We start from the raw sequence: 22,404 nt of genomic DNA, 5'->3' as shown, positions 1-22,404 counted from the left end.
GCTTAAATATTCAAAAAAATGATTATTTAAGAGGTTTATTTATCAGGTCGCGAGGCAAGGCATGTTTATTGAGGCACTCAAGGCACAGAACCCGGCGTTGATTGATGCGGCCAGAACGCTTTGGCGGCAGGGCGCGGTACTTCCCGATACCTGGATTATCGATGTCGATCAGGTTCTGGAGAACGGCCGGAAACTGCTCGCGGCCGCGCAGAAGCACGGCATCACGCTCTACTTTATGACCAAGCAAATCGGGCGTAACCCCTGGCTTGCCAACAAGCTGATTGAGTTGGGCTTTAAAGGCGCCGTGGCCGTTGATTTTAAAGAAGCCCGCACGCTGCGTGAAGCCAATGTGCCCGTCTCACATGTGGGCCATCTGGTGCAGGTGCCGGTGGCCCTGGTTGAAGAGAATGTGAACGGCGAGACGGAAATCATCACGCTTTTCTCGCTGGAAAAAGCCCGCGAAGTGTCCGATGCCGCGCTGGCGAGCGGGCGTGTTCAGGCTGTAATGCTGAAGGTATTCGCCGAGTACGATCGACTTTACCCGGGCCAGGAAGCTGGTTTTCCGCTCGGTGAGCTGGACGACGTGGTACGTGCCATTCGCGCAATGCCTGGCATTCGGCTTGCCGGGCTGACGCATTTTCCCTGTCTGCTCTGGAACGAAGAGCAGCAACAGACGCAGCCAACCCGCAACTTGATCACGCTGCTGAAGGCGCGAGACTTGCTGCACGAACAGGGGATTGAGATCGAGCAAATCAACGCGCCGTCGGCCTCAAGCTGCAGCACTTTCTCCATTCTGGCCGAGCACGGGGTAACTCATGCCGAACCGGGCCACGCGCTGACCGGCACCATTCCGGCGAACCAGCATGGCGATCAGCCCGAGGCGATTGCCATGCTCTATCTGACAGAAGTTTCCCATCAGTTTCAGGGCAAAAGCTATTGCTTCGGCGGGGGATATTATCGTCGCGGGCATGCGCAGAATGCGCTGGTGTTCAGCCGCGATGTGCAGGCCGAGCAGGCGCGATTGCTGCCGCCAGACAACACCAGCATTGATTATCACCTGGCGCTGGAGGGCCACTATCCCGTTGGCAGCCCGGTGGTGATGTGCTTCCGCACGCAGATTTTTGTCACCCGCAGCGATGTGGCGCTGGTGTCCGGCATCCAGAGCAGGAACCCGGTGCTCGAAGCGCTGTACGACAGCCTTGGGCATCCGATTCCGGGAGGTCAACATGAGTAAGTTTCTGGTGCTGGTCATAGACAGCTTCGGCGTGGGCGCAATGGACGATGTACCGGACGTCAGGCCGCAGGACATCGGCGCGAATACCTGCGGACATATCCTGCAGCACTTTCCCGACCTGCGTTTACCCACGCTTGAGAAGCTGGGCCTGATTAACGCGCTGGGTTTTACGGCCAATGTGATGCTGCCGAACGCCGATGCCGCGTATGGCACAGCCGAATTGCAGCATGAAGGTGGGGACACTTTTATGGGTCACCAGGAAATTTTGGGCACAAGGCCACAAACGCCACTCCGTATGCCGTTTTCTGCAGTGATCGACGACGTAGAACGTGAACTGGCTGACGCTGGCTGGCAGGTTGAACGCAGAGGTGGCGAGCTGCAGTTTCTGTGGGTAAACCAGGCTGTCGCCGTGGGAGATAACCTTGAGGCCGATCTTGGACAGGTGTTTAACATCAGCGGCAATCTCAGCACCATACCGTTTGAGCAGGTACGCGCCATTGGTGAAGTCGTGCGCCGCTGCGTCAAAGTGGGTCGGGTCATTGCCTTTGGTGGCTTGCTTGAGAGCAGCGAGCAGCTGATTAACGCCGCGGAAGAGAAACAGGGGCTTTATGTCGGCATTAACGCCCCGCGTTCCGGGGTATACAAAAGTGGGTTCCAGGTGGTGCATATGGGCTACGGCGTGGATGCCAGCGTTCAGGCTCCACAGCAGCTGCATCAGGTCGGTGTTAAAACCGTGCTGGTGGGTAAAGTGGCTGATATTGCGATTAACCCGCACGGCATCAGCTACCAGAATCTGGTCGACTCGCAGCGCATTCTTGATATCACCCGGGATGAGCTGAATAAACCTGGCAGCGCCTTTATTTGTACCAACATTCAGGAAACCGATCTGGCGGGCCACGCTGAAGACGTTGCGCGCTACGCCGAGCGGCTTGAGCTGGTAGACAAAAACCTGGCTCTGCTGATGGCCGATATGCAGATCGGGGATTGCCTGGTCGTCATGGCGGATCACGGAAACGACCCGACGATTGGCCACAGCAAGCACACTCGTGAAAACGTGCCGTTGCTGGTTTGGCAGCCCGGTATAACAGGCACTTATCTGGGCGCACGCGCTACGCTTTCTGATGTCGGCGCCACGGTTTGTGACTTTTTTAGGGCAGCCGCGCCGCAGAACGGAACGTCGTTCCTGCCGCTGCTGAATGTCTCTTCAACAGGTGGAGTGAATCATGACGGGGTATAAGCATATCGATCCATCGGGCTATACCTATGCCCACGAGCATCTTCATATCGATCTTTCCAGCTTCAAGGACAACATCGATTGCCGACTGGATCAGTACGAGCTGATTTGCGGTGAAATGAAGTCACTCTACGCGCAGGGTGTGCGCAATATCATTGAAATGACCAACCGCTACATGGGGCGCAACCCCCAGTTCCTGCTGGATATTATCCGTGATACCGGAATGAACGTGATGGCCTGCACCGGCTACTACCAGCACGATTTCTTCCCGCCGCACGTGGCCACCACGCCGGTTAAAGTGCTGGCGCAGGAGATGATCGATGAAATAGAAATTGGCATCGACGGCACGGCGTTAAAAGCGGGAATCATCGCGGAAATAGGCTCCAGCGTGGACGTTATCACCACGGTGGAGAAGCGAGTTTTCCAGGCGGCAGCCATCGCGCATCATGAAACCGGCAGGCCGATTTCAACCCATACGTCATTCAGCACCATGGGCCTTGAGCAACTGGCGCTTCTGAAGTCATGGTGCGTGGATCTTTCCCGCGTCACCGTCGGGCACTGCGACCTGAAAGACAATCTGGACAACATCCTGCGGATGATCGATCAGGGCGCCTACGTCCAGTTCGATACCATCGGCAAAAACAGCTATTACCCGGACGAAAAACGCATTGCGATGCTGAGCGCGCTTAAAGATCGCGGACTGCTCGACCACGTCATGCTGTCGATGGACATTACTCGTCGCTCCCATTTGAAAGCGAACGGCGGGCCAGGTTTTGACTATTTGCTTACCACGTTTGTGCCGATGCTGCTGGAGGCCGGTTTCAGCCAGCCAGACGTCGATTTGATGTTACGTGACAACCCCTCTGTCTTTTATAAGTAAGGATTTCCCATGAAAAAGATCGGTGTCGCTGGCCTACAGCGCGAACTCATCAAACAAACCATCGAAACCGCCGCGCCGGGCAGCTTCGAAGTGTTTATCTATAACGACATGGACGCCGCGCTGAAGGTGAAATCCGGCCAGCTTGATTACTACATTGGGGCCTGTAATACCGGGGCAGGTGCGGCATTGTCTATCGCCATCGCGGTGATTGGCTACAACCGCAGCTGCACCATCGCTAAGCCCGGCATTAAAGCGAAAGAAGAGCAAATTGCCCGCCTGGTTTCAGAAGGCAAAGTGGCGTTTGGTCTCTCCGTTGAGCATATCGAGCACGCCATCCCGTTGCTCGTTAACCACTTAAAATAAAGGCATCCGTATGGAATTCTACCTTCACCTTGTTGTTGTTGCCTTGCTGACCGGGATGACGGCTTTACTGGCGCACCGCTCCGCGGCGGTGTTCCATGACGGGATTCGACCGATTCTGCCGCAGCTTATTGAAGGCAATATGAACCGCCGCGAGGCGGGGAGTATCGCTTTCGGCCTGAGCATCGGCTTTGTGGCTTCCGTCGGGATCTCCTTCACCCTGAAAACCGGGCTGCTTAACAGCTGGCTGCTGTTCCTGCCGACCGACATCCTCGGCGTGCTGGCGGCCAACAGCGTGCTGGCGTTTGGGCTGGGTGCCGTTTGGGGGATCCTGATCCTGACCTGCCTGGTGCCGGTCAACCACCTGCTGACCGCGCTGCCGGTAGATGTTCTCGGCTCGTTGGGTGAGCTGAGTTCTCCGGTAGTATCTGCCTTTGCGCTATTCCCGTTGGTCGCGATTTTCTACCAGTTTGGCTGGAAGAACAGCCTGTTCGCGGCGGTGGTTGTGCTGCTGACTCGCGTGCTGGTGGTGCGTTTCTTCCCACAGCTGAACCCGGAGTCGATCGAGATTTTCGTGGGTATGATTATGCTGCTGGCGATTGCGATTTTTCAGGATCTGCGCTCCCGGGATAAACATGAACACGATGCTCACGGGCAGTCGGTGTTTGAAGAGCGGACGTCCCGTATTATCAAGAATTTGCCGTATATCGCCATCGTTGGCGGGCTGATCGCCACCGTTGCCAGCATGAAGCTGTTTGCGGGCAGCGAGGTCTCTATCTTTACGCTGGAAAAAGCCTACAAGGTTGGGCTGGATCCGACCCAGTCTCAAAGCCTGATTGATCAGGCCGCACTGGCTGAGTTTATGCGTGGCCTGGGCTTTGTGCCGATGATTGCCACGACGGCGCTGGCGACCGGCGTTTATGCCGTGGCCGGGTTCACCTTTGTATTCGCCGTCGGCTACCTGATTGCTAACCCGCTACTCGCTTTTGTGGTCGGGGCGCTGGTGATTTCCGCTGAAGTCCTGCTGCTGCGCTCTATCGGGAAATGGCTGGGCCGCTATCCTTCGGTGCGTAACGCCTCGGACAACATCCGCAACGCGATGAACATGCTGATGGAGATGGCGCTGCTGATTGGCTCTATCTTTGCCGCCATCAAAATGGCGGGTTATACCGGCTTCACCCTTGCGACAGCGCTGTACTTCCTGAACGAATCGCTGGGTCGCCCGGTGCAGAAAATGGCCGCGCCGGTTGTGGCGGTGATGATAACCGGCATTGTGTTGAATATTCTGTTCTTCTGCGGCCTGTTTATCCCGGCCTAAGGGGGTTATGTGGAAAGCTGGCCATTGCAAAGCCTGAGCCTGGCTCAGGCCCAGCAGAAGCAGTTCGCCCTGGTGGATATCATCTGCCGGCATTTTCCTGGGGCTGATTTTCTGAGCCTGGGGGATATCGGCCTGGTGCCCGGTCTCAATCAGCCCAGCACCACGCAGCGGGTTGAGGCCGTTCTGGCTGATTTCTTCTCTGCGCCAGCCGCCGCGCTGGTGCAGGGAGCCGGCACCGGGGCTATTCGTAGCGGGCTGGTGGCATTGCTAAACGCTGGCGATAAGCTGCTGATTCATCAGGCTCCGCTGTACCCAACCACGGCGGTTATCGCCGAACAGATGGGGCTGGAGCTGATTCGGTCAGATTTCAATACGTTAAATGATGTGGAAGCCGCTATTGCGGCTCATCGTCCGGCTGCAGCTTTGATTCAGCATTCCCGCCAGACATTGGATGACGCCTATTCATTGGCTGATGTGGTAGCCTGTTTTAATCGCCACGCTTTGCCGTCGCTGGCCGACGATAATTATGCGGTGATGAAGGTCGACAACATCGGCTGCGAGTGTGGAGCCACGCTGTCGACCTTCTCCTGCTTTAAGCTATTCGGCCCGGTGGGCGTTGGCGTTGTGGTCGGTGATAAATCGGCCGTTCAGGCTGTGCGTCAGAGCATGTACTCCGGCGGTAGTCAGGTGCAGGGCTTCCAGGCTATGGAGGTGCTGCGCGGGTTAGTCTTCGCCCCGGTGATGCATGCCGTTCAGGCGCAGGTGAACGATGCGCTGGTTGCGTTATTGTCTCAGGGCGCTGTGCCTCAGGTTAAAAGTGCATTTATCGCCAATGCGCAGTCGAAGGTGCTGCTGGTGGAGTTTCATCGACCGATTGCCGAAAAAGTGTTGGCGGCCGCACAAAAGCTGGGTGCATTACCTTATCCGGTAGGCGCAGAATCTAAGTATGAAATCCCGCCGCTTTTTTATCGGCTTTCCGGGACCTTTAGACAGTCTGAGCCGGAGCTGGAAAAGCGGATGATCCGCATCAACCCGAACCGCAGCGGCGCAGAAACCGTGTTAAGAATTTTGCGGGAAAGCTGTGCAGAGGCAGAAAAGTAAAAGGGAGGCTGGTGCCTCCCTTGGTATTTAATGGTTTGAGAACCAGTTTAGCCTGTTACGAAGGCCCACCACTCGGCCTACAATAATCAGCGCCGGGCTGCCAACCTGGGTGGCCAGCTCGCCTAATTGGTTTAGGGTGCCGTCCACGACGCGCTGATTCACCGCCGTGCCGTTTTCTACCAGCGCAACCGGCATGCTCTCTTCCATCCCGTGGGCGATCAGCTGCTGCTGAATAGCCGAGGCCTGATTAAGCCCCATGTAAAACACCAGCGTTTGTTTCTCTGCCGCCAGGTTAGCCCAGTCGAGTTCGCCCCCGGTTTTCAAATGGCCGGTGACCAGGCGCACGCTTTGCGCGTAATCCCGGTGAGTAAGTGGAATGCCTGAGTAGGCGGAACAGCCGGAAGCTGCGGTGATCCCTGGCACGACAGAGAACGGAATTCCGCCGTTGCACAGCGTTTCCAGCTCTTCACCGCCGCGCCCGAAGATAAACGGATCGCCGCCTTTCAGGCGAACTACGCGTTTACCTTTTTGCGCCTCCCGCAGCAGGATTTGGTTAATCTCTTCCTGCGGCACGCAGTGGTAGCCCGCCCGCTTGCCGACAAACACGCGGTCTGCATCGCGGCGGACCAGATTCATGATGTCGTCCGACACCAGGCGGTCATAAACTACAACATCGGCCTGCTGAATTTGCTGCAGGCCTTTCAGCGTCAGCAAGCCAGCATCCCCGGGGCCAGCGCCAACCAGCACCACTTCACCTCGGTGATCGAGCGGGGTGGAGAACAGCGATTCCGTCTCTTTTTCAACGGCAAGCTGGTCTTCGTTGGCCAGATACTGCGCCAGGCGATCGTTAGTGAAAAACTTCTCCCAGAAGCGGCGACGCTCGCCCATGGTGGCAAAAGTTTGTTTCACACGGCCACGCAGAGTACCTGCAAAAGCGGCGATTTTACCCAGATGCAGCGGCAGGCTGGCTTCCAGCTTTTCGCGCAGCAGTCGGGCCAGAACAGGGGACGTGCCGCCGGAAGAGACGGCGATCATCAGCGGGGAGCGGTCGATAATCGACGGCATAATGAAGCTCGCCTGTTTCGGCGCATCCACCACGTTGCAGAAGATCCGGCGGGATTCAGCGGCGTCGCTAACCTGCTGATTCACCTCATCGTTGTCGGTGGCGGCAATTGCCAGCCAGCTTTCGTCCAGCAGCGTTTCAGAGAACGCCCCTTCGGCCAGCGTCAGCATATTTTGCTCAGCCCACACCTTAAACTGTGGGCTAAATTCGAGGGCGTTAACGGTGATGCGCGCACCTGCCTCCAGCAATAAACGCGCTTTGCGTTCAGCGACATCGCCACCGCCTACCAGCAGGCAGGCGCGGCCACGTAACTGACAAAATATCGGCAGGTGATCCACGGTCAATCCTCAATTAATTACGGGCGGTTTCCGCTGCGCCTGCGGCGGCAGGCTGCGGGCGTTCGGCTTTCGGCGTAGCATACCAATAACCCAGACCCATGAATACCACGCCGGAAAGGGTGTTCCCCAGCGTGACCCACAGCAGGTTATGGCCGATGCCGGACAGCGTGTAAGCCTCGCTATGATGACCAAACCAGGACAGGGCAAACAGCGTCATGTTGGCGATGGAGTGCTCGTAGCCGGAGGCAATAAATGCCAGCAGGCACCACCAGATTGCGATGAACTTCGCCGCCCCTTCGGTGCGAATTGCCATCCAGATTGCCAGGCAAACCAGCCAGTTACACAGCGCCCCTTTAAAGAACAGCACCATCGCTGGTGCAGTGGTTTTTGCCAGCGCGACGGCGTGCACGATACTGGTATCTACCGGCAGCAGACTACCGCCGCCCCAGCTATACAACAGCGCGACAAATACCGAGCCGACCAGGTTGCCCAGCCAGGTTTGCGGCAGAATCGCCCACATTTGGCCGTGAGAGATGGTGCCGGCTTTCACGCCGAAGGTCAGGAACATGGTGTGCCCGGTGAACAGCTCGGAACCGGCGATAATCACCAGCGTCAGGGCGATCCCGAAGGTCGCCCCCATCACCAGCGGACGAATGGCCGGATCGAGTAAATTACCGAGGGTGAAAATCAGGATGATGCCAAGGCCAACGTAGGCCCCAGCCATGGCGGAACTGACCCAGAAGCCCAGAGGATTTGTCTGCGAGAGACGGTTAATGCGCGCGGCATTCGCTGCACACTTATTGATGGTGTCGGTGAACATTTTTGCTATCCCAATGAAGTTAAAAAATAAAAATTAAAAAAAACTGATTTCCCCTCACCCTAACCCTCTCCCTGGGGGAGAGGGGATCGCCGGAGAAGCCTTTGTGACTTTCTCCCTCTCCTGGAGGGAGAGGGCCGGGATGAGGGCGAATGGATTATGCTTTTATCTGCACCAGCCCGTCCTGCACGCGCGCTTCATAGTGCGGTACTGAACGGCTTTCATCTTCCAGGCACAGGCCGTCCCGCAGGCGGAAGTGCTGCTTTTTCAGCGGGCTGGCAACCCACAGCTCGGCCTGATGTTCTGCAATCAGTCCGCGGGAAAGCACGCTGGCTTCAAAGAACGGGTCGATATTACTGATGGCGTAAACCTGCTCGTCTTTACGCGGGCGGAAAATAGCCACCTGTGCCGAACCAACCAGGGCACAAACGCCGGTTGCTGGCAGGATATCGTCTAGCTGACAAACGGTTGTCCACTGGCTCATGCGTGTTCCTCCACTTCTACCAGGGTGACCGGAATACGCTCATGCGGCGTGGCCGGACGGTGTTGATCGCGCTCGCTAACAATTTGCACATTCGGGTCGCGCTGCGGGCTGTTGATAAAGTGTTTGAAGCGAACCTGCGCTTGCGGCGTGTTCACGGTTTCCGTCCACTCGCAGATTACTTTCTCGCGCAGGCGGTTAAGCTCCGTTTCAAGCTGATCGTTCAGGCCCAGCTTGTCATCGACAATCACGCTACGCAGGTAATCAATGCCGCCTTCCAGGTTTTCCAGCCAGACGGAAGTACGGGTAAGTTTGTCGGCGGTGCGGATGTAGAACATCATGAAGCGGTCGAGATACTTGATGATGGTGTCGCGGTCGAGGTCTGCCGCCAGCAGGTCAGCATGGCGCGGTTTCATGCCGCCGTTACCACACACATACAGGTTCCAGCCCTTCTCCGTGGCGATAATACCCACGTCTTTGCCCTGCGCTTCCGCACATTCGCGGGTACAGCCGGAGACACCAAACTTCATTTTGTGTGGGGTGCGGATGCCTTTGTAGCGGTTTTCCAGCTCGACGCCAAAGCCTACGCTGTCGCCTACGCCGTAGCGGCACCAGGTGCTGCCGACGCAGGTTTTCGCCATACGCAACGCTTTGGCATAGGCGTGGCCGGTTTCGAACCCGGCTTCAATCAGCTGACGCCAGATTTCTGGCAAATCGTCCTTTTGTGCGCCGAACAGGCCGATGCGCTGAGAGCCGGTGATTTTGGTATACAGGTTGTATTCGCGGGCGATACGACCCACTTCCATCAGTCCTTCAGGCGTGATTTCGCCGCCTGCCGAGCGCGGGATCACCGAGTAGGTGCCGTCTTTCTGAATGTTGCCGAGGAAGTTATCGTTGGTGTCCTGCAGCGGCGTCAGCTCAGGCTGCAGGACGTAGTCGTTCCAGCAGGAAGCCAGCAGCGAACCCACGGTGGGTTTACAGACTTCGCAGCCGTAACCCTTGCCGTATTTGTGCAGCAGCTGGTCGAAGGATTTGATTCCTTCCACGCGGATCAGGTGGTACAGCTCCTGGCGCGCGAAGGCGAAGTGTTCGCACAGGTTGTTGTTCACTTCGATACCGGCTTTGGCCAGCTCGGCGTTCAGCACCTGAGTCACCAGCGGAATACAGCCACCGCAGCCGGTCCCTGCCTTGGTTTCGGCCTTCAGCGCCGCCACGGTGTGGCAGCCTTTGTTGATGGCTTTGATCAGGTCGCCTTTGGTGACGTCAAAGCAGGAGCAGATCTGCGCGCTTTCCGGCAGCTTATCGACGCCGATAGACGGTTTGCCGCTGCTGGAGTGTGCCGGCAGGATCAGCGCATCCGGGTTTTCCGGCAGCTCAATTGCGTTCAGCACCAGCTGCAGCAGGTTACCGTAGTCGCTGGTGTCGCCCACCAGTACGGCACCAAGCAGGGTTTTATTGTCTTCGCTAACCACCAGGCGCTTGTAAACCTCTTTGCTTTCATCGAGGTAAACGTAGCTGCGGGCGTTAGGCGTGCGGGCGTGCGCATCGCCAATGCCGCCGACATCAACGCCGAGCAGTTTCAGCTTGGCGCTCATGTCGGCGCCTTCAAAGGTGTTTTCCGTGCCGAGCAGGTGGTCGGCCGTGACCTGAGCCATTTTATAACCCGGCGCAACTAGCCCAAAAACGCGGTTATTCCAGCTGGCACACTCCCCGATGGCATAAATATCCGGATCGGAAGTCTGGCACTTATCGTTGATGGTGATCCCGCCGCGCTGGGCCGTTTCGAGCCCACATTGCGTAGCCAGCTTGTCCTGCGGACGAATACCGGTGGAGAAGACGATGAAATCCACTTCCAGCTCGCTGCCGTCAGCAAAACGCATTGTTTTACGGGCTTCAGTGCCCTGCTGGACGATTTCCTGGGTGTTTTTGCCGGTATGCACACGCACGCCCATGCGCTCGATTTTGCTGCGCAGTTGTTCGCCGCCCATGCGGTCAAGCTGCTCGGCCATCAACATTGGCGCGAATTCGATAACGTGGGTTTCCACGCCAAGGTTTTTCAGCGCCCCGGCCGCTTCCAGCCCCAGAAGGCCACCGCCGACGACGGCCCCGCGTTTGCTGCGGCGGGCGCAGGACTCAATGGCATTAAGGTCTTCGATGGTGCGGTAAACGAAGCAGTCCTGGGTTTCAGAGCCTTTAATCGGCGGGATCCACGGGTAAGAACCTGTCGCCATCACCAGTTTGTCGTAATAAACGGTGCGGCCGGTATTGGAATGGATCACTTTTTCCTGGCGATTGATGGTGATGGCACGTTCGCCAACCAGCACTTTTACGCCATGTTTTTCGTAGTAGCCGTCGCGGACAAGGGAGAGTTCTTCAGCGGTATGATGGGAGAAATAAGAAGAAAGGTGTACGCGATCGTAGGCTTTACGCGGCTCTTCACAAAATACGGTGATGTCGAACTGGTCCGGCGGGGCCTTATCAAGTAAGTCTTCGATAAAGCGATGGCCAACCATGCCATTACCGATAACTGCGATTCTGACTTTGCTCATAATTGCCTCAATTTCTTTTCTATTACCGCCTACCTTAACGATTCAGCTGTGGTGATTATTGATGCAAATCAAATGCGCCTTTATATACCCATTAAGAGGTATATCATTGATTTTGATGTGCTTTTGTAAGTTATGGAATTGTCTGGTTTTCCGCCAGTAGCAGGCGTTAGAGGATATTCAGTTCAGCAAAGGGTTCGCGCGGAGCCGGGCAACAATAAAGTCAACAAAAGTGCGTACTTTGGCGGAAGCGTGGCGGCCTTCGGTATGCACCACATGTATGGGGAGTGGCTCAAGCTCGTATTCGCTCAGTACGATTTGCAGTTCCCCCTCGTGCAGGGCTGGCGCTATCTGATAATCCAGGACTCGCGTCAGCCCCCAGCCTGCTTTTGCGGTGGCAATCGATGACTCGTTGTTGTTGCACTGGAGCGCGGCGTTGATCATGACGCGTTGTTCACCCGCAAAGCGCCACTCCGGTGAGGCCCAGGCACTGGCCGAAGAAACAATACGGTGGTTTTTGAGGTCCGCAGGTGTCAACGGTGTGCCATGTTTTTCCAGGTAACCTGGGGAAGCGCAAACGACCCGGCGCACGGTGCCGACTTTGGTTGCCGTCAGCCCTGAATCGGGCAAATGCCCAATGCGAACGGCGACATCGATTCCTTCTTCGATGATGTTTACCTGGCGATCAACGAACAGTGACCGGGCGCGCATGGTTGGCCACGCATCAAGATAATCAGTGATCGCCGGCAAGACGAATTTCTGGCCGAACAGCACAGAGGCGGTAACCGTCAGGATCCCAGACGGCGTGGCATAGGAGCCTGCCGCTGCCGCTTCGGCTTCCTCTATGCTGGTGAGAATCGTGCGGCAGTCGTTGAGATATCGCAGGCCAGGCTCGGTCAGCTTCACTGTGCGTGTGGTGCGGATAAACAGCCGGGTTCCGATGACCTCTTCCAGGGCAGCAACCGCACGCGTGACCACTGGCGCACTGATATGGAGCTGGCGTGCCGCAGCGGCAAAACTCTCGGTTTCTGCGACTTTGACGAAAATTTTCATCGCCTGCCAACGATCCATGCGCAACCTCATCACCTGCCTGAAAGGAATTTCAGTATCGGGTATTCGCCGGGTATGGCGCAATCCCGGTATTACAGCTCAAGCTGAATGCGGTTTTCTTCTCCCGCAGGCAGCTGCGCCGGAACTGCGCAGCAAATCAGGACCTCATCATCTGCCGTGCTTGCGGACGGTATTTTCGGGTAGGTGACTGAGCCTTTGAGGAGTTTAGTCCGGCAGGTTCCGCAGTGGCCTTCCCGGCAGCTGAATTCCGGACTTAATCCGCGGGCTTCGGCCAGGTCTAAAAGCGAACCTGAATCCGGCATCCAGCGAGCCTCTTTTAGCGATTGCATAAAAGCAACTGGCACGGGGCTGGTGGCCGGAGGCAGGGCGTCAGATTTTGGCATTTGGCTGGCTGTGGTGCGAACCAACGCTGAGGGACCAAAGGCTTCGGCATGGATTCTGTCATCGCCGATGTTGTATTTCCGCAGTCCGTCATAGAGAGATTGGGTGAACGCCGCCGGGCCGCAAACATAGAAATCGTAGTCGTTAAACGGCAGACGGCTCGTGAGCAGCGACATATCAATATGACCATGCACGTCATAGTCTTTATCTGGCCGGGCATCGCCCGGCTGGCTGAGGACGCGAATCGCCTGCACGGCGCCTTTAGCCGCCGCGACCAGTTCGCCAATCTCGTGAGTAAAAGGTAAATCTTCCAGCTGTCTTGATGCCTGGAACAAAAAGGTTTGTCGAATACGTTGTTTGCGTAACCCTTCATAGACAATGTGCCGCAGCATGGCGAGCATCGGGGTAATGCCGACGCCGCCCGCCAACAGGACGGCCGGACGTGGCTCGTGGGCATTCAGGGTGAAATCACCTGCCGGAGCACGGACGTCAATGCTATCGCCAATGGAAACGCTGTCGTGCAAGTGCCGGGAGACACTTCCGTCCCGCTTAACGCTGATGCGGTAAAAAGCATCTGAGGGAGCCGAGGAAAGTGTGTAAGTGCGGATAACCGGCGCCCCTGCGGCATCAGGCTTCACGCGAATGGGTAAATGCTGCCCGGCGAGATGAGGCAGCAGGCCAGCATCGTCGTCAGGTTGAAGATAGAAAGAGCGAATCGAGCGGCTCTCATCCTCAATCTTCGCCACGCGAAAAGACCGCCAGCGGGTGGCGAGTTCCGTCGCTTTCAGGCGGTTGCTGGCTGCCTGCCAGTCTCCGGTCATCAGCGAATGAGGAGAAAGCCCCTCGGCTTCAAACTTCCAGCGCAGCGCCAGCGCGTTGCGGCGGCGTACAACCCGACGGGCTTTAAACGTCCATAGCCGTTCTGCGCCCTGGAAGGCGGCGATTTCCGGTGAGTCCAGAATGACTTTTGCTTCGCCGGTCATTTGCAGCATGTCGCCGGTGTTAAAGTCCACGAACAGCAGGCCAGCCTGGCCGTTAAGCAGGATGTTACCGAGCGTGGCAAAAAAGAGATTGCCGTTGAAATCGGGAATGGTCAGCGTGCCGTCGTCGCCGACCCGGATGAAGCCCGGTTTGCCGCCGCGGTGGGAAACGTCAGCCTGTCGCTTACCTTCTCTTTCGGCCCAGGAGGCGACAAAAAAGGCATCAGCTGCCTGAATCATTGCCCTTGCTTCAGCGTCCAGCCCCGGAAGGGTCTCTACCGTACCACCTGCATGACTACCGGGGGCGCGGCTAAAAGTGAACTCGCGGAGCTGAATATAGCGCGGGCAGTTGCCAAAGCTTTGGTCGACCTCGACCTGAAAACCGTTGTCCGTTTGCAGGAGCGTGCCGTTCATCCGGTTACGCCGCCGGGTATGAAGCTCGATTCCCAGCAGGCCAATGGAGGCACGATCCCGCATTCCTTCGGCGGCCGGATCTTCCGTTGTCAACGACGCCGCAATTGTCAGACGGGTCGACGTCGGAGATGTGAGAAAACCGGGATCGCCTTCCAGAAATGTTGCCCACGCTTCACCCGTTGGGGAGACGCTGCCGATGACGATAAAAGGCAGCTGAGCGTAGAAGTCACGATGCTGCTCGGGCATGTGATCGCGTATCACTCGCTGGCCTACCTCCGCCATGCGTTCGGTTACGCCGACCTTGTCCTGAAGGAATATTTCACCTTCATGCCAGACGGACTTCTTCGCCAGCTTATCGCTCATTTATTTGCTCTCCCCGGAAGCTCGAGATCAGGCGACGGCGTTCAGACCGGCGGCCGTTTTCACGAAAGGCACAAATCCCGGCAGTGCTTCGATACGGCGCAGGAAGGCGTTAACGGCCGGGTAAGCAGAAAGAGCAACATTCCCTTCAGGTGCGCTGGAGGTGTAGCTGTAAATGGCAACGTCGGCGATGGTCGGGTGGTCGCCGACCAGCCATTCACGGCCGGCAAGATGTTGCTCAAGTCGCCCCAGGACCACGTGTGCCCGGGCAATCACCTCATCGGGATTAAATTTTGCGCCGAAAACCGTCACCAGGCGCGCAGCTGCCGGACCAAAAGCGAGGTCTCCCGCCGCGACGGAAAGCCAGCGTTGAACGGCTGCCGCACCCTGCGGGTCTTCCGGTAACCATGCACTTTGGCCGCTTTTTTTCGCCAGGTAGACAAGAATGGCATTGGAGTCAGGGATCAGCGTGCCTTCGTCATCCAGCAGTGGCACCTGTCCAAACGGGTTAAGCGCCAGGTATTCCGGCTGTTTGTTGGCGCCCGCTTTCAGATCCAGTTCAACAACTTCATGGGGGAGACCGAGCAGGGAAATGAATAAGCGTGCGCGGTGGGCATGGCCTGAGAGAGGGAAGCTATAGAGTTTCATGCTTAGAGTCCTGATTGGCTGAGCGGGAAGATCCCCGAACGATGCAAACAGGTTGCCACAGGCAATAATGGGCAGGAATAAGCCTTATCGGCAATTCATTATTGCGAAAAACGTAATAATAGCGGGAGGGAGAGTGAAAGAACCCTCTCCCCGTTAAAGGAGAGGGTGAGTCGCAGGACTATCAGTGTGCCGCAGCCTCTGCGCCATGGCGGCGGTGCCTGGTGACGAACCCAAGCAGCAGGCACATGACGAAGACGACAGCGTACAGGCCATTGGCGGTGTGCAGAGCAGCCAGAGGGCCACTGTGCGCCACGATTGGACCAGTGACGATGAAGGTCAGCATGGTACCCACGGTGCCGCAGGTCAGGACAAAGTTAACCAGTTTCGGGGAAGAGACTTTGGTCTGCTGTGAACCCAGGGTGATGATCGTGGTGTAAATGGCGCTGGAGAAGAAACCAAGCGACAGAATAAACCACGCCAGGTGAGTCGGGTCACCGTGGTTGAACAGGTACATCAGCACGGTGGCTGCCCCGGCGAGCACGGTCAGAATGCGCTGCAGGTCGAAGAAACGCAGGATGAAGCTGAACGCCCACATGCCGAACATGTAAGACATCCAGAAGTCACTCACCAGCTTACCGGCATCGTTGATGTTCATGCCCAGGCCTTTGGCATATTCCGGAACCCAGGAAATAAAGCCCAGCTGGCCGAGGATGTAGCACAGCGCCGCGATGGACAGGAACAGCACGCCGATGCCCCATTTTTCTTTGGTGACAGGCTGGTCGTCTTTCTTCGCATGTTTGCCCAGCGCCGGGAATTCACAGCCCAGGGTCAGCAGGAAGATAGCGACATAGACCAGGCCGATACATACGTAGACCCAGTACCAGTTGATGCTGCGAGCCAGCAGAATAGCGGCGACCATCGGGAAAATCATCCCGGCCATGCTGAAGAAGGAGTCGGTAAACAGCAGGCGGGAACCGCGCTGACGCCCTTCATACATATGGGTGATCAGGAAGGTACCAATCGACATGGTTATCCCGCTCACAAGGCCCAGTACGAACATGGATGCGGAGAAGATAGCCAGGTTATGACCGAAGATCAGGCCAGCGACGGCCAGCACCATCAGCAGGAAACCAAAGCGCAGCTGGGTTTTCAGCGGCACGATTTCCATCAGCCAGGCGTTCAGGAAGATAGAGATTAAAATACCGGCATTAAGGAACGTAAAGGTATTACTCATGCTGGACACCGGCAGATTAAAGTACTCTGCGATGTTTCCCATCACCATCCCGGTGACGATCACCAACGCGCCAGTCAGGGCGTAGGAGAAGAAGCTAATCCATAAGAGCTTGGTTCGGTTGCTGTTAGTCATAACGAGCCTGTGCAAGGAAATGTAAAGCGCATTGACAGCGCGGCGGACGGGCAGATTTTAGTCATTTGCGTGATCTATTTAAATGAATTATGAATTTATTGCTGAAATAAACTGACTGAATCATGAGGTGTGTCACATATTTCAATCTATTTCAGCGTGTTGGCGCGGCAACTCGTTGATTTGCGTGTAAGTAAAAAACCGTAAATGGCTGGCGTCGGCTGCGGTGCCTCTTTACAATCAAGCCACTTGCTTCACTCACTGCCTTCGTAAGGAATTGTTCATGCTCAAATCGACACTGGCGGCTGTTGCAGCTGTATTCGCCCTCTCTGCGCTTTCACCTGCGGCGCTGGCTGCAAAAGGCGATCCGCACGTCCTGTTGACCACCTCGGCTGGCAATATTGAGCTTGAGTTAAATAGCCAAAAAGCGCCGGTTTCGGTCAAAAACTTCGTGGATTACGTCAACAGCGGTTTTTATAACAACACGACCTTCCACCGCGTAATCCCGGGCTTTATGATTCAGGGCGGCGGTTTCACCGAAGATATGAATCAGAAGCAGCCTAACCCGCCTATCAAAAACGAAGCGGACAATGGCCTGCGCAATACCCGCGGCACCATTTCTATGGCGCGTACCGCAGACAAAGACAGCGCCACCAGCCAGTTCTTTATCAATGTGGCCGATAATGCCTTCCTGGACCACGGCCAGCGTGACTTTGGCTACGCCGTATTTGGTAAAGTGGTCAAAGGTCTGGACGTTGCCGATAAAATTTCCCAGGCGCCAAGCCATGACGTCGGCCCGTACCAGAATGTGCCGACTAAACCTATCGTGATTCTTTCCGCGAAGGTCCTGCCTTAAGTATTTCTGCGCGGGCCTCGATCGCCCGCGCTACGCCCTCCCTGAAGCAGAGAATTTCAATAAGTGGTGAGCCTGGCGTTGGAAAGCGACTAGAATAGCGCGTTCTTTTTTGCCCTGGAGCTGCCATGTTACTGCTTATCGACAACTATGATTCCTTCACCTGGAACCTCTACCAGTATTTTTGCGAACTGGGTGAGGAAGTGTTGGTTAAGCGTAACGATGAAATTGGGCTGGACGATATTGAGCGCCTGACCCCTGACAAGTTGGTGATCTCTCCAGGCCCTTGTACCCCGACCGAGGCGGGTATTTCACTTGCCGCCATTAATCACTTTGCCGGGCAGCTACCGATTCTTGGCGTTTGTCTCGGACATCAGGCTATTGCGCAGGTGTTTGGGGCGACTATCGTGCGGGCCGAACAGGTGATGCATGGCAAAACCTCTGCCATCAGCCATAACGGCAGCGGCGTATTCCGTGGGCTGAATAATCCGCTGACCGTGACGCGCTATCATTCGCTGCTCATTGATCCCGATACTCTACCTGACTGTTTTGAGGTCACGGCCAGGACGGACAAACAGGAAATCATGGGCATCCGTCACCGCTCGCTGGATCTTGAGGGCGTGCAGTTCCACCCGGAAAGTATTTTCAGCGAGCAGGGGCATGCGCTGCTGGCGAATTTCCTCCAGAGATGAATTGTTACTTGCCTGTTTTTGGTTTTTTATGCATATTTCGTGATTATATTTTCATTTGTGTCTAACGCATAACAACGGGTGGGGAATAAATGACAACTGAACAATCAGCGGTTACGCGGGCAACCTTCGATGAAGTGATTCTGCCGATTTATGCACCAGCAGAATTTATTCCAGTGAAAGGGAAAGGCAGCCGCGTGTGGGACACCGCCGGGAAGGAGTACGTGGATTTTGCCGGAGGCATCGCCGTGACCGCACTGGGGCATTGCCACCCTGCGCTGGTGGAGGCGCTGAAAACCCAGGGTGAAACCCTGTGGCACACCAGCAACGTTTTTACTAATGAGCCCGCCCTGAAACTTGCCCGTAAGCTGATTGATGCCACCTTTGCCGAGCGCGTCGTCTTCATGAACTCCGGTACGGAAGCGAACGAGACGGCTTTCAAGCTGGCTCGCTATTATGCTTCGACCCGCCATAGCCCGTACAAAAGCAAAATCATCGCCTTTTACAATGCGTTTCACGGGCGTTCGCTGTTCACCGTTTCCGTGGGGGGACAGGCTAAATATTCCGACGGCTTCGGCCCGAAACCTGCCGATATTATTCATGTGCCGTATAACGACCTCGCGGCGGTGAAAGCGGTGATGGACGATCATACCTGCGCGGTGGTGGTGGAGCCGATTCAGGGCGAGGGTGGCGTGACCGCCGCGACGCCGGAATTCCTGCAGGGGCTGCGCGATTTGTGTGATGAGCACCAGGCGCTGCTGGTCTTTGATGAAGTGCAGTCCGGCATGGGCCGCACGGGCGAGCTTTTCGCTTACATCAACTACGGCGTCACGCCAGATATTCTGACCAGCGCCAAAGCGCTTGGCGGTGGTTTCCCGGTAAGCGCTATGCTGACCACCCATGAAATTGCCTCCGCGTTCCACGTCGGCAGCCACGGTTCTACCTACGGCGGCAACCCATTGGCCTGTGCGGTGGCCGGGGCGGCTTTCGATATCATCAACACGCCGGAAGTCCTCAAAGGTGTGGCGGACAAACGTCAGCTTTTCGTTGAACAACTGCAAAAGATAAACGCACAGTTCGATCTGTTCAGCGACATTCGCGGCATGGGGCTGTTGATTGGCGCAGAGCTTAACGAGAAGTACAAAGGGCGCGCCCGTGAGTTTCTCTACGCTGGCGCGGCAGAAGGTGTGATGGTATTGAACGCCGGACCGGACGTTATGCGCTTCGCGCCTTCGCTTATTGTCGAGGACGCGGATATCCTGGAAGGGATGCAGCGCTTCGCCAAAGCGGTTGCCAGCGTGGTAGCCAGCTAAGGCTAACCCGAGCGTCGCAGACGGCGGTTGAGCCAGATCCCATGATGAGGCCGCTGGCGCCAGGCGACCGAGGAGATGGTATGCATGGTGTTCAGGTGGCCAATAATCCGCTGTAAATGCTGCTCCATGGTGCTTAACGGCCCCGTGGGCAGCGTGTCCGATTCCAGGATATTCGTGTCGTTCGACCCGCCAGGCCCGTCATACTCCAGCCTTTGCTGGCACCGCTGTAACCCAATCTCACAAGACTGTAGATATTTCTGCGCCAGGTCCGGCGTCAGCATGTTGTGTTCGCGCGCCAGCGTGGTCATGGCGTTGATATGCTCGACGATGAACTGGCTGTGCGTCACCCAAAGTTTCATGTCTGCCAGGTAGTGGGAGTTAAAGCCTGGCTCCTGCATCGCCTGATTGAGCGAGTTGAACAGCGCATTGTGCGCCTGGTTGACCCGCATACGCTGCCAGGCCAGCGGCGTGGGCTCTGGATCGTTGCTTAGTATCAGCCGAATAGCGTCCTGGTCCGCCTCCAGCGCGTCGTGGGCGTTCTGACGCAGCAGGCCGGTTTGCCACTGTGGCCACAGCCAGATCATGCCGCCAAAGGCGATCAGGCAGCCAAGCAGAGTGTCTATCAGCCTGGGAATAATGTAACTCTCAGCGCTGAGGGTGATGAGCTGCAGGGTATATACCGCCGTGACGGTGAAGCCAATGGTGGCCCAGCCGTAGCTTTTGCGGATAAACAGGTAACTCACCAGCGTAATCATTAACATCGCCAGCAGGGTGTAGCTGTCCGGGACGTGGAAGTGCAGGGTGATACCCGCGATACACAGCCCCGCCATGGTACCTGCCGCCCTGTGAACAATGCGCACCCGCGTTGCACCGTAGCCGTTTTGCGTCACGAACATCACCGTCATTAGGATCCAATATGGCTTTGGCAGGTGTAAGAAGGAGCCCAGCAGGCTGGCAATGGTCAGCATCACACCTAAGCGCGCGGAGCTGCGCAAAGCGGAGGATTTAAACGAGAGATAGCTTTTCAGGGCCGGGAAAAACGGTAAACGGCGTTCCCTGTCCTCCATTAAATCCCTCACGTACAGCGGCCGCTGGGTTTTCAGTACCCGGGCAATGCGGCTGAAGTGGTAATGGCAGAACTGCCCCACTGGATTGTCCGGATTCTGGCGGGCGATTTTTTCCAGGGCGTCGATCTGCTTATCCATGGTAAAGCGCGTTGGATAGCGGTGGTAAAGAATATCGTCTGACAGCACGCGCAGGCGCGCGGCGATGGTTTGAGCATTCCAGCGGATCACGGCTTCCGCATGGCTTTGCTCGACCAGTTTTTGCACCTCTTCAGGCTGATGCAGGCTAACCGAAATGTGTTCCTGCAGATCCAGCGCAACCTGGAAATCGCGTAACAGACGCTTGTAGCCGTTTTGCTGATTGGCCGATAGCATATGCAGTTGCTGGTAGCAGGTAGTGATCAGGTCGACGGCTTTTTGCTGGCGGGCCAGCAGTGGCGGCAGCGCTTTTTCCGGGTCGGTATGCTGGGTCAGCAGGCTGTACTTTGCTTCGCAGTAATCTGCCAACTGGCGGTACAGCAGGCTGAGCGACTCCCTGAGCGGTTGTTCACGCCATAGCCGGAACCAGAACCAGTTGAAGGCGCCGTACCAGATGGTGCCGAAGATATAGAGCACCATGGGCTTCCAGATCGGCATATTCCCGGCCATGCTGAGCGTAAAAATAGCGGCGATCAGCGATGCGGGCAGCAGGCGGGCGTGAAGTGAGCTGATTTCTGCCGTCACGCCGAGCAGCAGAGCCATGACGATCAATATCGCCGGGAGCGGGATGTGGGTGTAAAGCAGCAGAAGCTGCAGGATAAGGCTGCTGAGAGCGAACAGACTGCCGCCGATGATCAATCGTTTGAAGAAGCGCTTGTGCGGCGTGTCCAGCCCGGCAATGTTGCAGCAGGCGGGAACTAACGAGAAGAGCAGACCGTTTTGCAGGCTGCCAAGCAGCAGGCCGACAGCCACGGGAAGACACAGCACCAGCGTTTGCCGCAGCGCGTAGTTAACTTCCGGGTGGTAAATTAATCTCTTCCACATAGCCTGAATTGTAGAGACAAAAAAGGCGTGTTACCGAAGCGACACGCCTTTATAAGGGCTAATTAACGGGTGCCGTAAACGACAATCGTTTTACCGTGGGCGGAAATGAGGTTCTGATCTTCCAGCATTTTCAGAATACGGCCAACGGTTTCGCGGGAGCAGCCCACGATCTGACCGATTTCCTGGCGGGTGATTTTGATTTGCATCCCGTCCGGATGGGTCATGGCATCCGGCTGTTTAGCCAGGTTCAGCAGCGTCTGAGCAATGCGGCCGGTCACGTCGAGGAAGGCGAGGTTGCCTACTTTCTCAGAAGTTACCTGCAGGCGGCGCGCCATCTGGGAAGAAAGGCGCATCAGGATGTCCGGGTTGACCTGAATCAGCTGACGGAATTTTTTATAGGAAATTTCAGCTACTTCACAGGCTGACTTGGCGCGAACCCAGGCGCTACGCTCCTGGCCTTCTTCGAACAAACCTAATTCACCAATGAAATCACCCTGATTCAGATAAGAAAGGATCATCTCCTTGCCTTCTTCATCTTTAATCAGAACAGCTACGGAGCCTTTGACGATGTAGTACAGCGTCTCCGCCTTTTCACCCTGGTGAATCAGCGTGCTCTTCGACGGATACTTATGAATGTGGCAATGAGACAAGAACCATTCGAGAGTCGGGTCTGTTTGCGGTTTGCCAAGCACCATGCGCGGTTATCCTCTGTTATAAACTGGCTACCAAAGACAAGACGCGGAACCTCTTGTCTGGCGTTGCAATCGTGAAATTTTCCCAAGCCCTGGGAGCTGGCGGGCAGGTTAACCCTGCGGCCTGTAATTAGTCGTTTCCTCTGCTTACGGCATAAACGTCTCTGTATCGCAGCAGCAT

Annotated in this window: 19 protein-coding genes; 9 read left to right on the top strand and 10 right to left on the bottom strand. The window is 56.3% G+C overall.

Annotated elements, in window-relative coordinates; translation table 11 throughout:
- The first annotated feature begins 61 nt into the window (after nt 1-61).
- From F3J26_RS15100 to F3J26_RS15075, 6 genes are read left to right on the top strand one after another with little or no spacing between them, the layout of a single operon-like run.
- Nucleotides 62-1,234 (top strand): YhfX family PLP-dependent enzyme, encoded by a 1,173-nt coding sequence (locus F3J26_RS15100; protein WP_166994635.1) that lies wholly within the window; start codon nt 62-64, stop codon nt 1,232-1,234.
- Nucleotides 1,227-2,471, top strand: coding sequence for a phosphopentomutase (locus F3J26_RS15095; protein ID WP_166994633.1), 1,245 nt, complete (start codon nt 1,227-1,229; stop codon nt 2,469-2,471). Before F3J26_RS15100 ends, F3J26_RS15095 begins: the two co-directional genes overlap by 8 nt.
- Entirely contained in the window at nt 2,458-3,348 is an 891-nt protein-coding gene (locus tag F3J26_RS15090; RefSeq protein ID WP_166994631.1) for a phosphotriesterase-related protein, read from the top strand. Before F3J26_RS15095 ends, F3J26_RS15090 begins: the two co-directional genes overlap by 14 nt.
- A 9-nt stretch (nt 3,349-3,357) precedes the next feature.
- Complete coding sequence (locus F3J26_RS15085) at nt 3,358-3,711, top strand: DUF2620 domain-containing protein (RefSeq protein ID WP_038478118.1); 354 nt, start codon at nt 3,358-3,360, stop codon at nt 3,709-3,711.
- Between the two features lie 10 nt (nt 3,712-3,721).
- Nucleotides 3,722-5,026: a YhfT family protein gene (locus tag F3J26_RS15080; protein WP_008457800.1), complete on the top strand. Its 1,305-nt coding sequence runs from the start codon at nt 3,722-3,724 to the stop codon at nt 5,024-5,026.
- A gap of 9 nt (nt 5,027-5,035) precedes the next feature.
- Nucleotides 5,036-6,127 (top strand): PLP-dependent transferase, encoded by a 1,092-nt coding sequence (locus F3J26_RS15075; RefSeq protein WP_166994629.1) that lies wholly within the window; start codon nt 5,036-5,038, stop codon nt 6,125-6,127.
- Between the two features lie 27 nt (nt 6,128-6,154).
- Here the strand turns inward: F3J26_RS15075 and cysG are convergent, their stop codons facing one another.
- The 8 genes from cysG to tsgA all read right to left on the bottom strand — a co-directional run bounded on the left by cysG (nt 6,155) and on the right by tsgA (nt 16,592).
- On the bottom strand, nt 6,155-7,528 hold the full coding sequence (gene cysG, locus F3J26_RS15070; RefSeq protein ID WP_166994626.1) for a siroheme synthase CysG: 1,374 nt from the start codon (nt 7,526-7,528) through the stop codon (nt 6,155-6,157).
- Between the two features lie 13 nt (nt 7,529-7,541).
- A complete protein-coding gene (gene nirC, locus F3J26_RS15065) occupies nt 7,542-8,348 on the bottom strand; it encodes a nitrite transporter NirC (RefSeq protein ID WP_008457795.1) in 807 nt (268 codons plus the stop codon).
- A gap of 154 nt (nt 8,349-8,502) precedes the next feature.
- Nucleotides 8,503-8,829, bottom strand: coding sequence for a nitrite reductase small subunit NirD (nirD, locus tag F3J26_RS15060; RefSeq protein WP_008457053.1), 327 nt, complete (start codon nt 8,827-8,829; stop codon nt 8,503-8,505).
- Entirely contained in the window at nt 8,826-11,375 is a 2,550-nt protein-coding gene (gene nirB, locus F3J26_RS15055) for a nitrite reductase large subunit NirB (RefSeq protein WP_166994624.1), read from the bottom strand. Before nirB ends, nirD begins: the two co-directional genes overlap by 4 nt.
- A 177-nt stretch (nt 11,376-11,552) precedes the next feature.
- Nucleotides 11,553-12,443 carry a LysR substrate-binding domain-containing protein gene (locus F3J26_RS15050; protein ID WP_166994617.1) on the bottom strand — a complete coding sequence of 297 codons (891 nt, stop codon included), beginning with the start codon at nt 12,441-12,443 and terminating at the stop codon, nt 11,553-11,555.
- Nucleotides 12,444-12,514: 71 nt separating this feature from the next.
- On the bottom strand, nt 12,515-14,581 hold the full coding sequence (locus F3J26_RS15045) for a pyridoxamine 5'-phosphate oxidase family protein (RefSeq protein WP_166994615.1): 2,067 nt from the start codon (nt 14,579-14,581) through the stop codon (nt 12,515-12,517).
- 27 nt (nt 14,582-14,608) lie between these two features.
- Entirely contained in the window at nt 14,609-15,226 is a 618-nt protein-coding gene (locus tag F3J26_RS15040) for a glutathione S-transferase family protein (RefSeq protein WP_166994613.1), read from the bottom strand.
- 181 nt (nt 15,227-15,407) lie between these two features.
- Nucleotides 15,408-16,592, bottom strand: coding sequence for an MFS transporter TsgA (gene tsgA, locus F3J26_RS15035; protein ID WP_166994611.1), 1,185 nt, complete (start codon nt 16,590-16,592; stop codon nt 15,408-15,410).
- A 280-nt stretch (nt 16,593-16,872) separates the two neighbouring features.
- On the opposite strand from tsgA, the gene ppiA reads away from it, so the two are divergent.
- The 3 genes from ppiA to argD all read left to right on the top strand — a co-directional run bounded on the left by ppiA (nt 16,873) and on the right by argD (nt 19,444).
- On the top strand, nt 16,873-17,445 hold the full coding sequence (gene ppiA, locus F3J26_RS15030) for a peptidylprolyl isomerase A (protein WP_008457067.1): 573 nt from the start codon (nt 16,873-16,875) through the stop codon (nt 17,443-17,445).
- A 125-nt stretch (nt 17,446-17,570) separates the two neighbouring features.
- A complete protein-coding gene (pabA, locus tag F3J26_RS15025; protein WP_166994609.1) occupies nt 17,571-18,134 on the top strand; it encodes an aminodeoxychorismate synthase component 2 in 564 nt (187 codons plus the stop codon).
- 89 nt (nt 18,135-18,223) lie between these two features.
- Nucleotides 18,224-19,444 (top strand): bifunctional acetylornithine/succinyldiaminopimelate transaminase, encoded by a 1,221-nt coding sequence (argD, locus tag F3J26_RS15020; protein WP_166878393.1) that lies wholly within the window; start codon nt 18,224-18,226, stop codon nt 19,442-19,444.
- 2 nt (nt 19,445-19,446) lie between these two features.
- Here argD and F3J26_RS15015 read toward each other — a convergent pair whose 3' ends face one another.
- On the bottom strand, nt 19,447-21,531 hold the full coding sequence (locus F3J26_RS15015) for a YccS/YhfK family putative transporter (RefSeq protein WP_166994607.1): 2,085 nt from the start codon (nt 21,529-21,531) through the stop codon (nt 19,447-19,449).
- A gap of 62 nt (nt 21,532-21,593) precedes the next feature.
- Nucleotides 21,594-22,226, bottom strand: coding sequence for a cAMP-activated global transcriptional regulator CRP (gene crp / locus F3J26_RS15010; protein WP_003852956.1), 633 nt, complete (start codon nt 22,224-22,226; stop codon nt 21,594-21,596).
- Nucleotides 22,227-22,404: the final 178 nt, after the last annotated feature.

The organism is Enterobacter sp. Ap-867 (genome assembly GCF_011752855.1).
In the GTDB taxonomy this organism is placed as follows: Bacteria; Pseudomonadota; Gammaproteobacteria; order Enterobacterales; family Enterobacteriaceae; genus Cedecea.
This window is presented reverse-complemented; position numbering and strand designations above follow the sequence as displayed.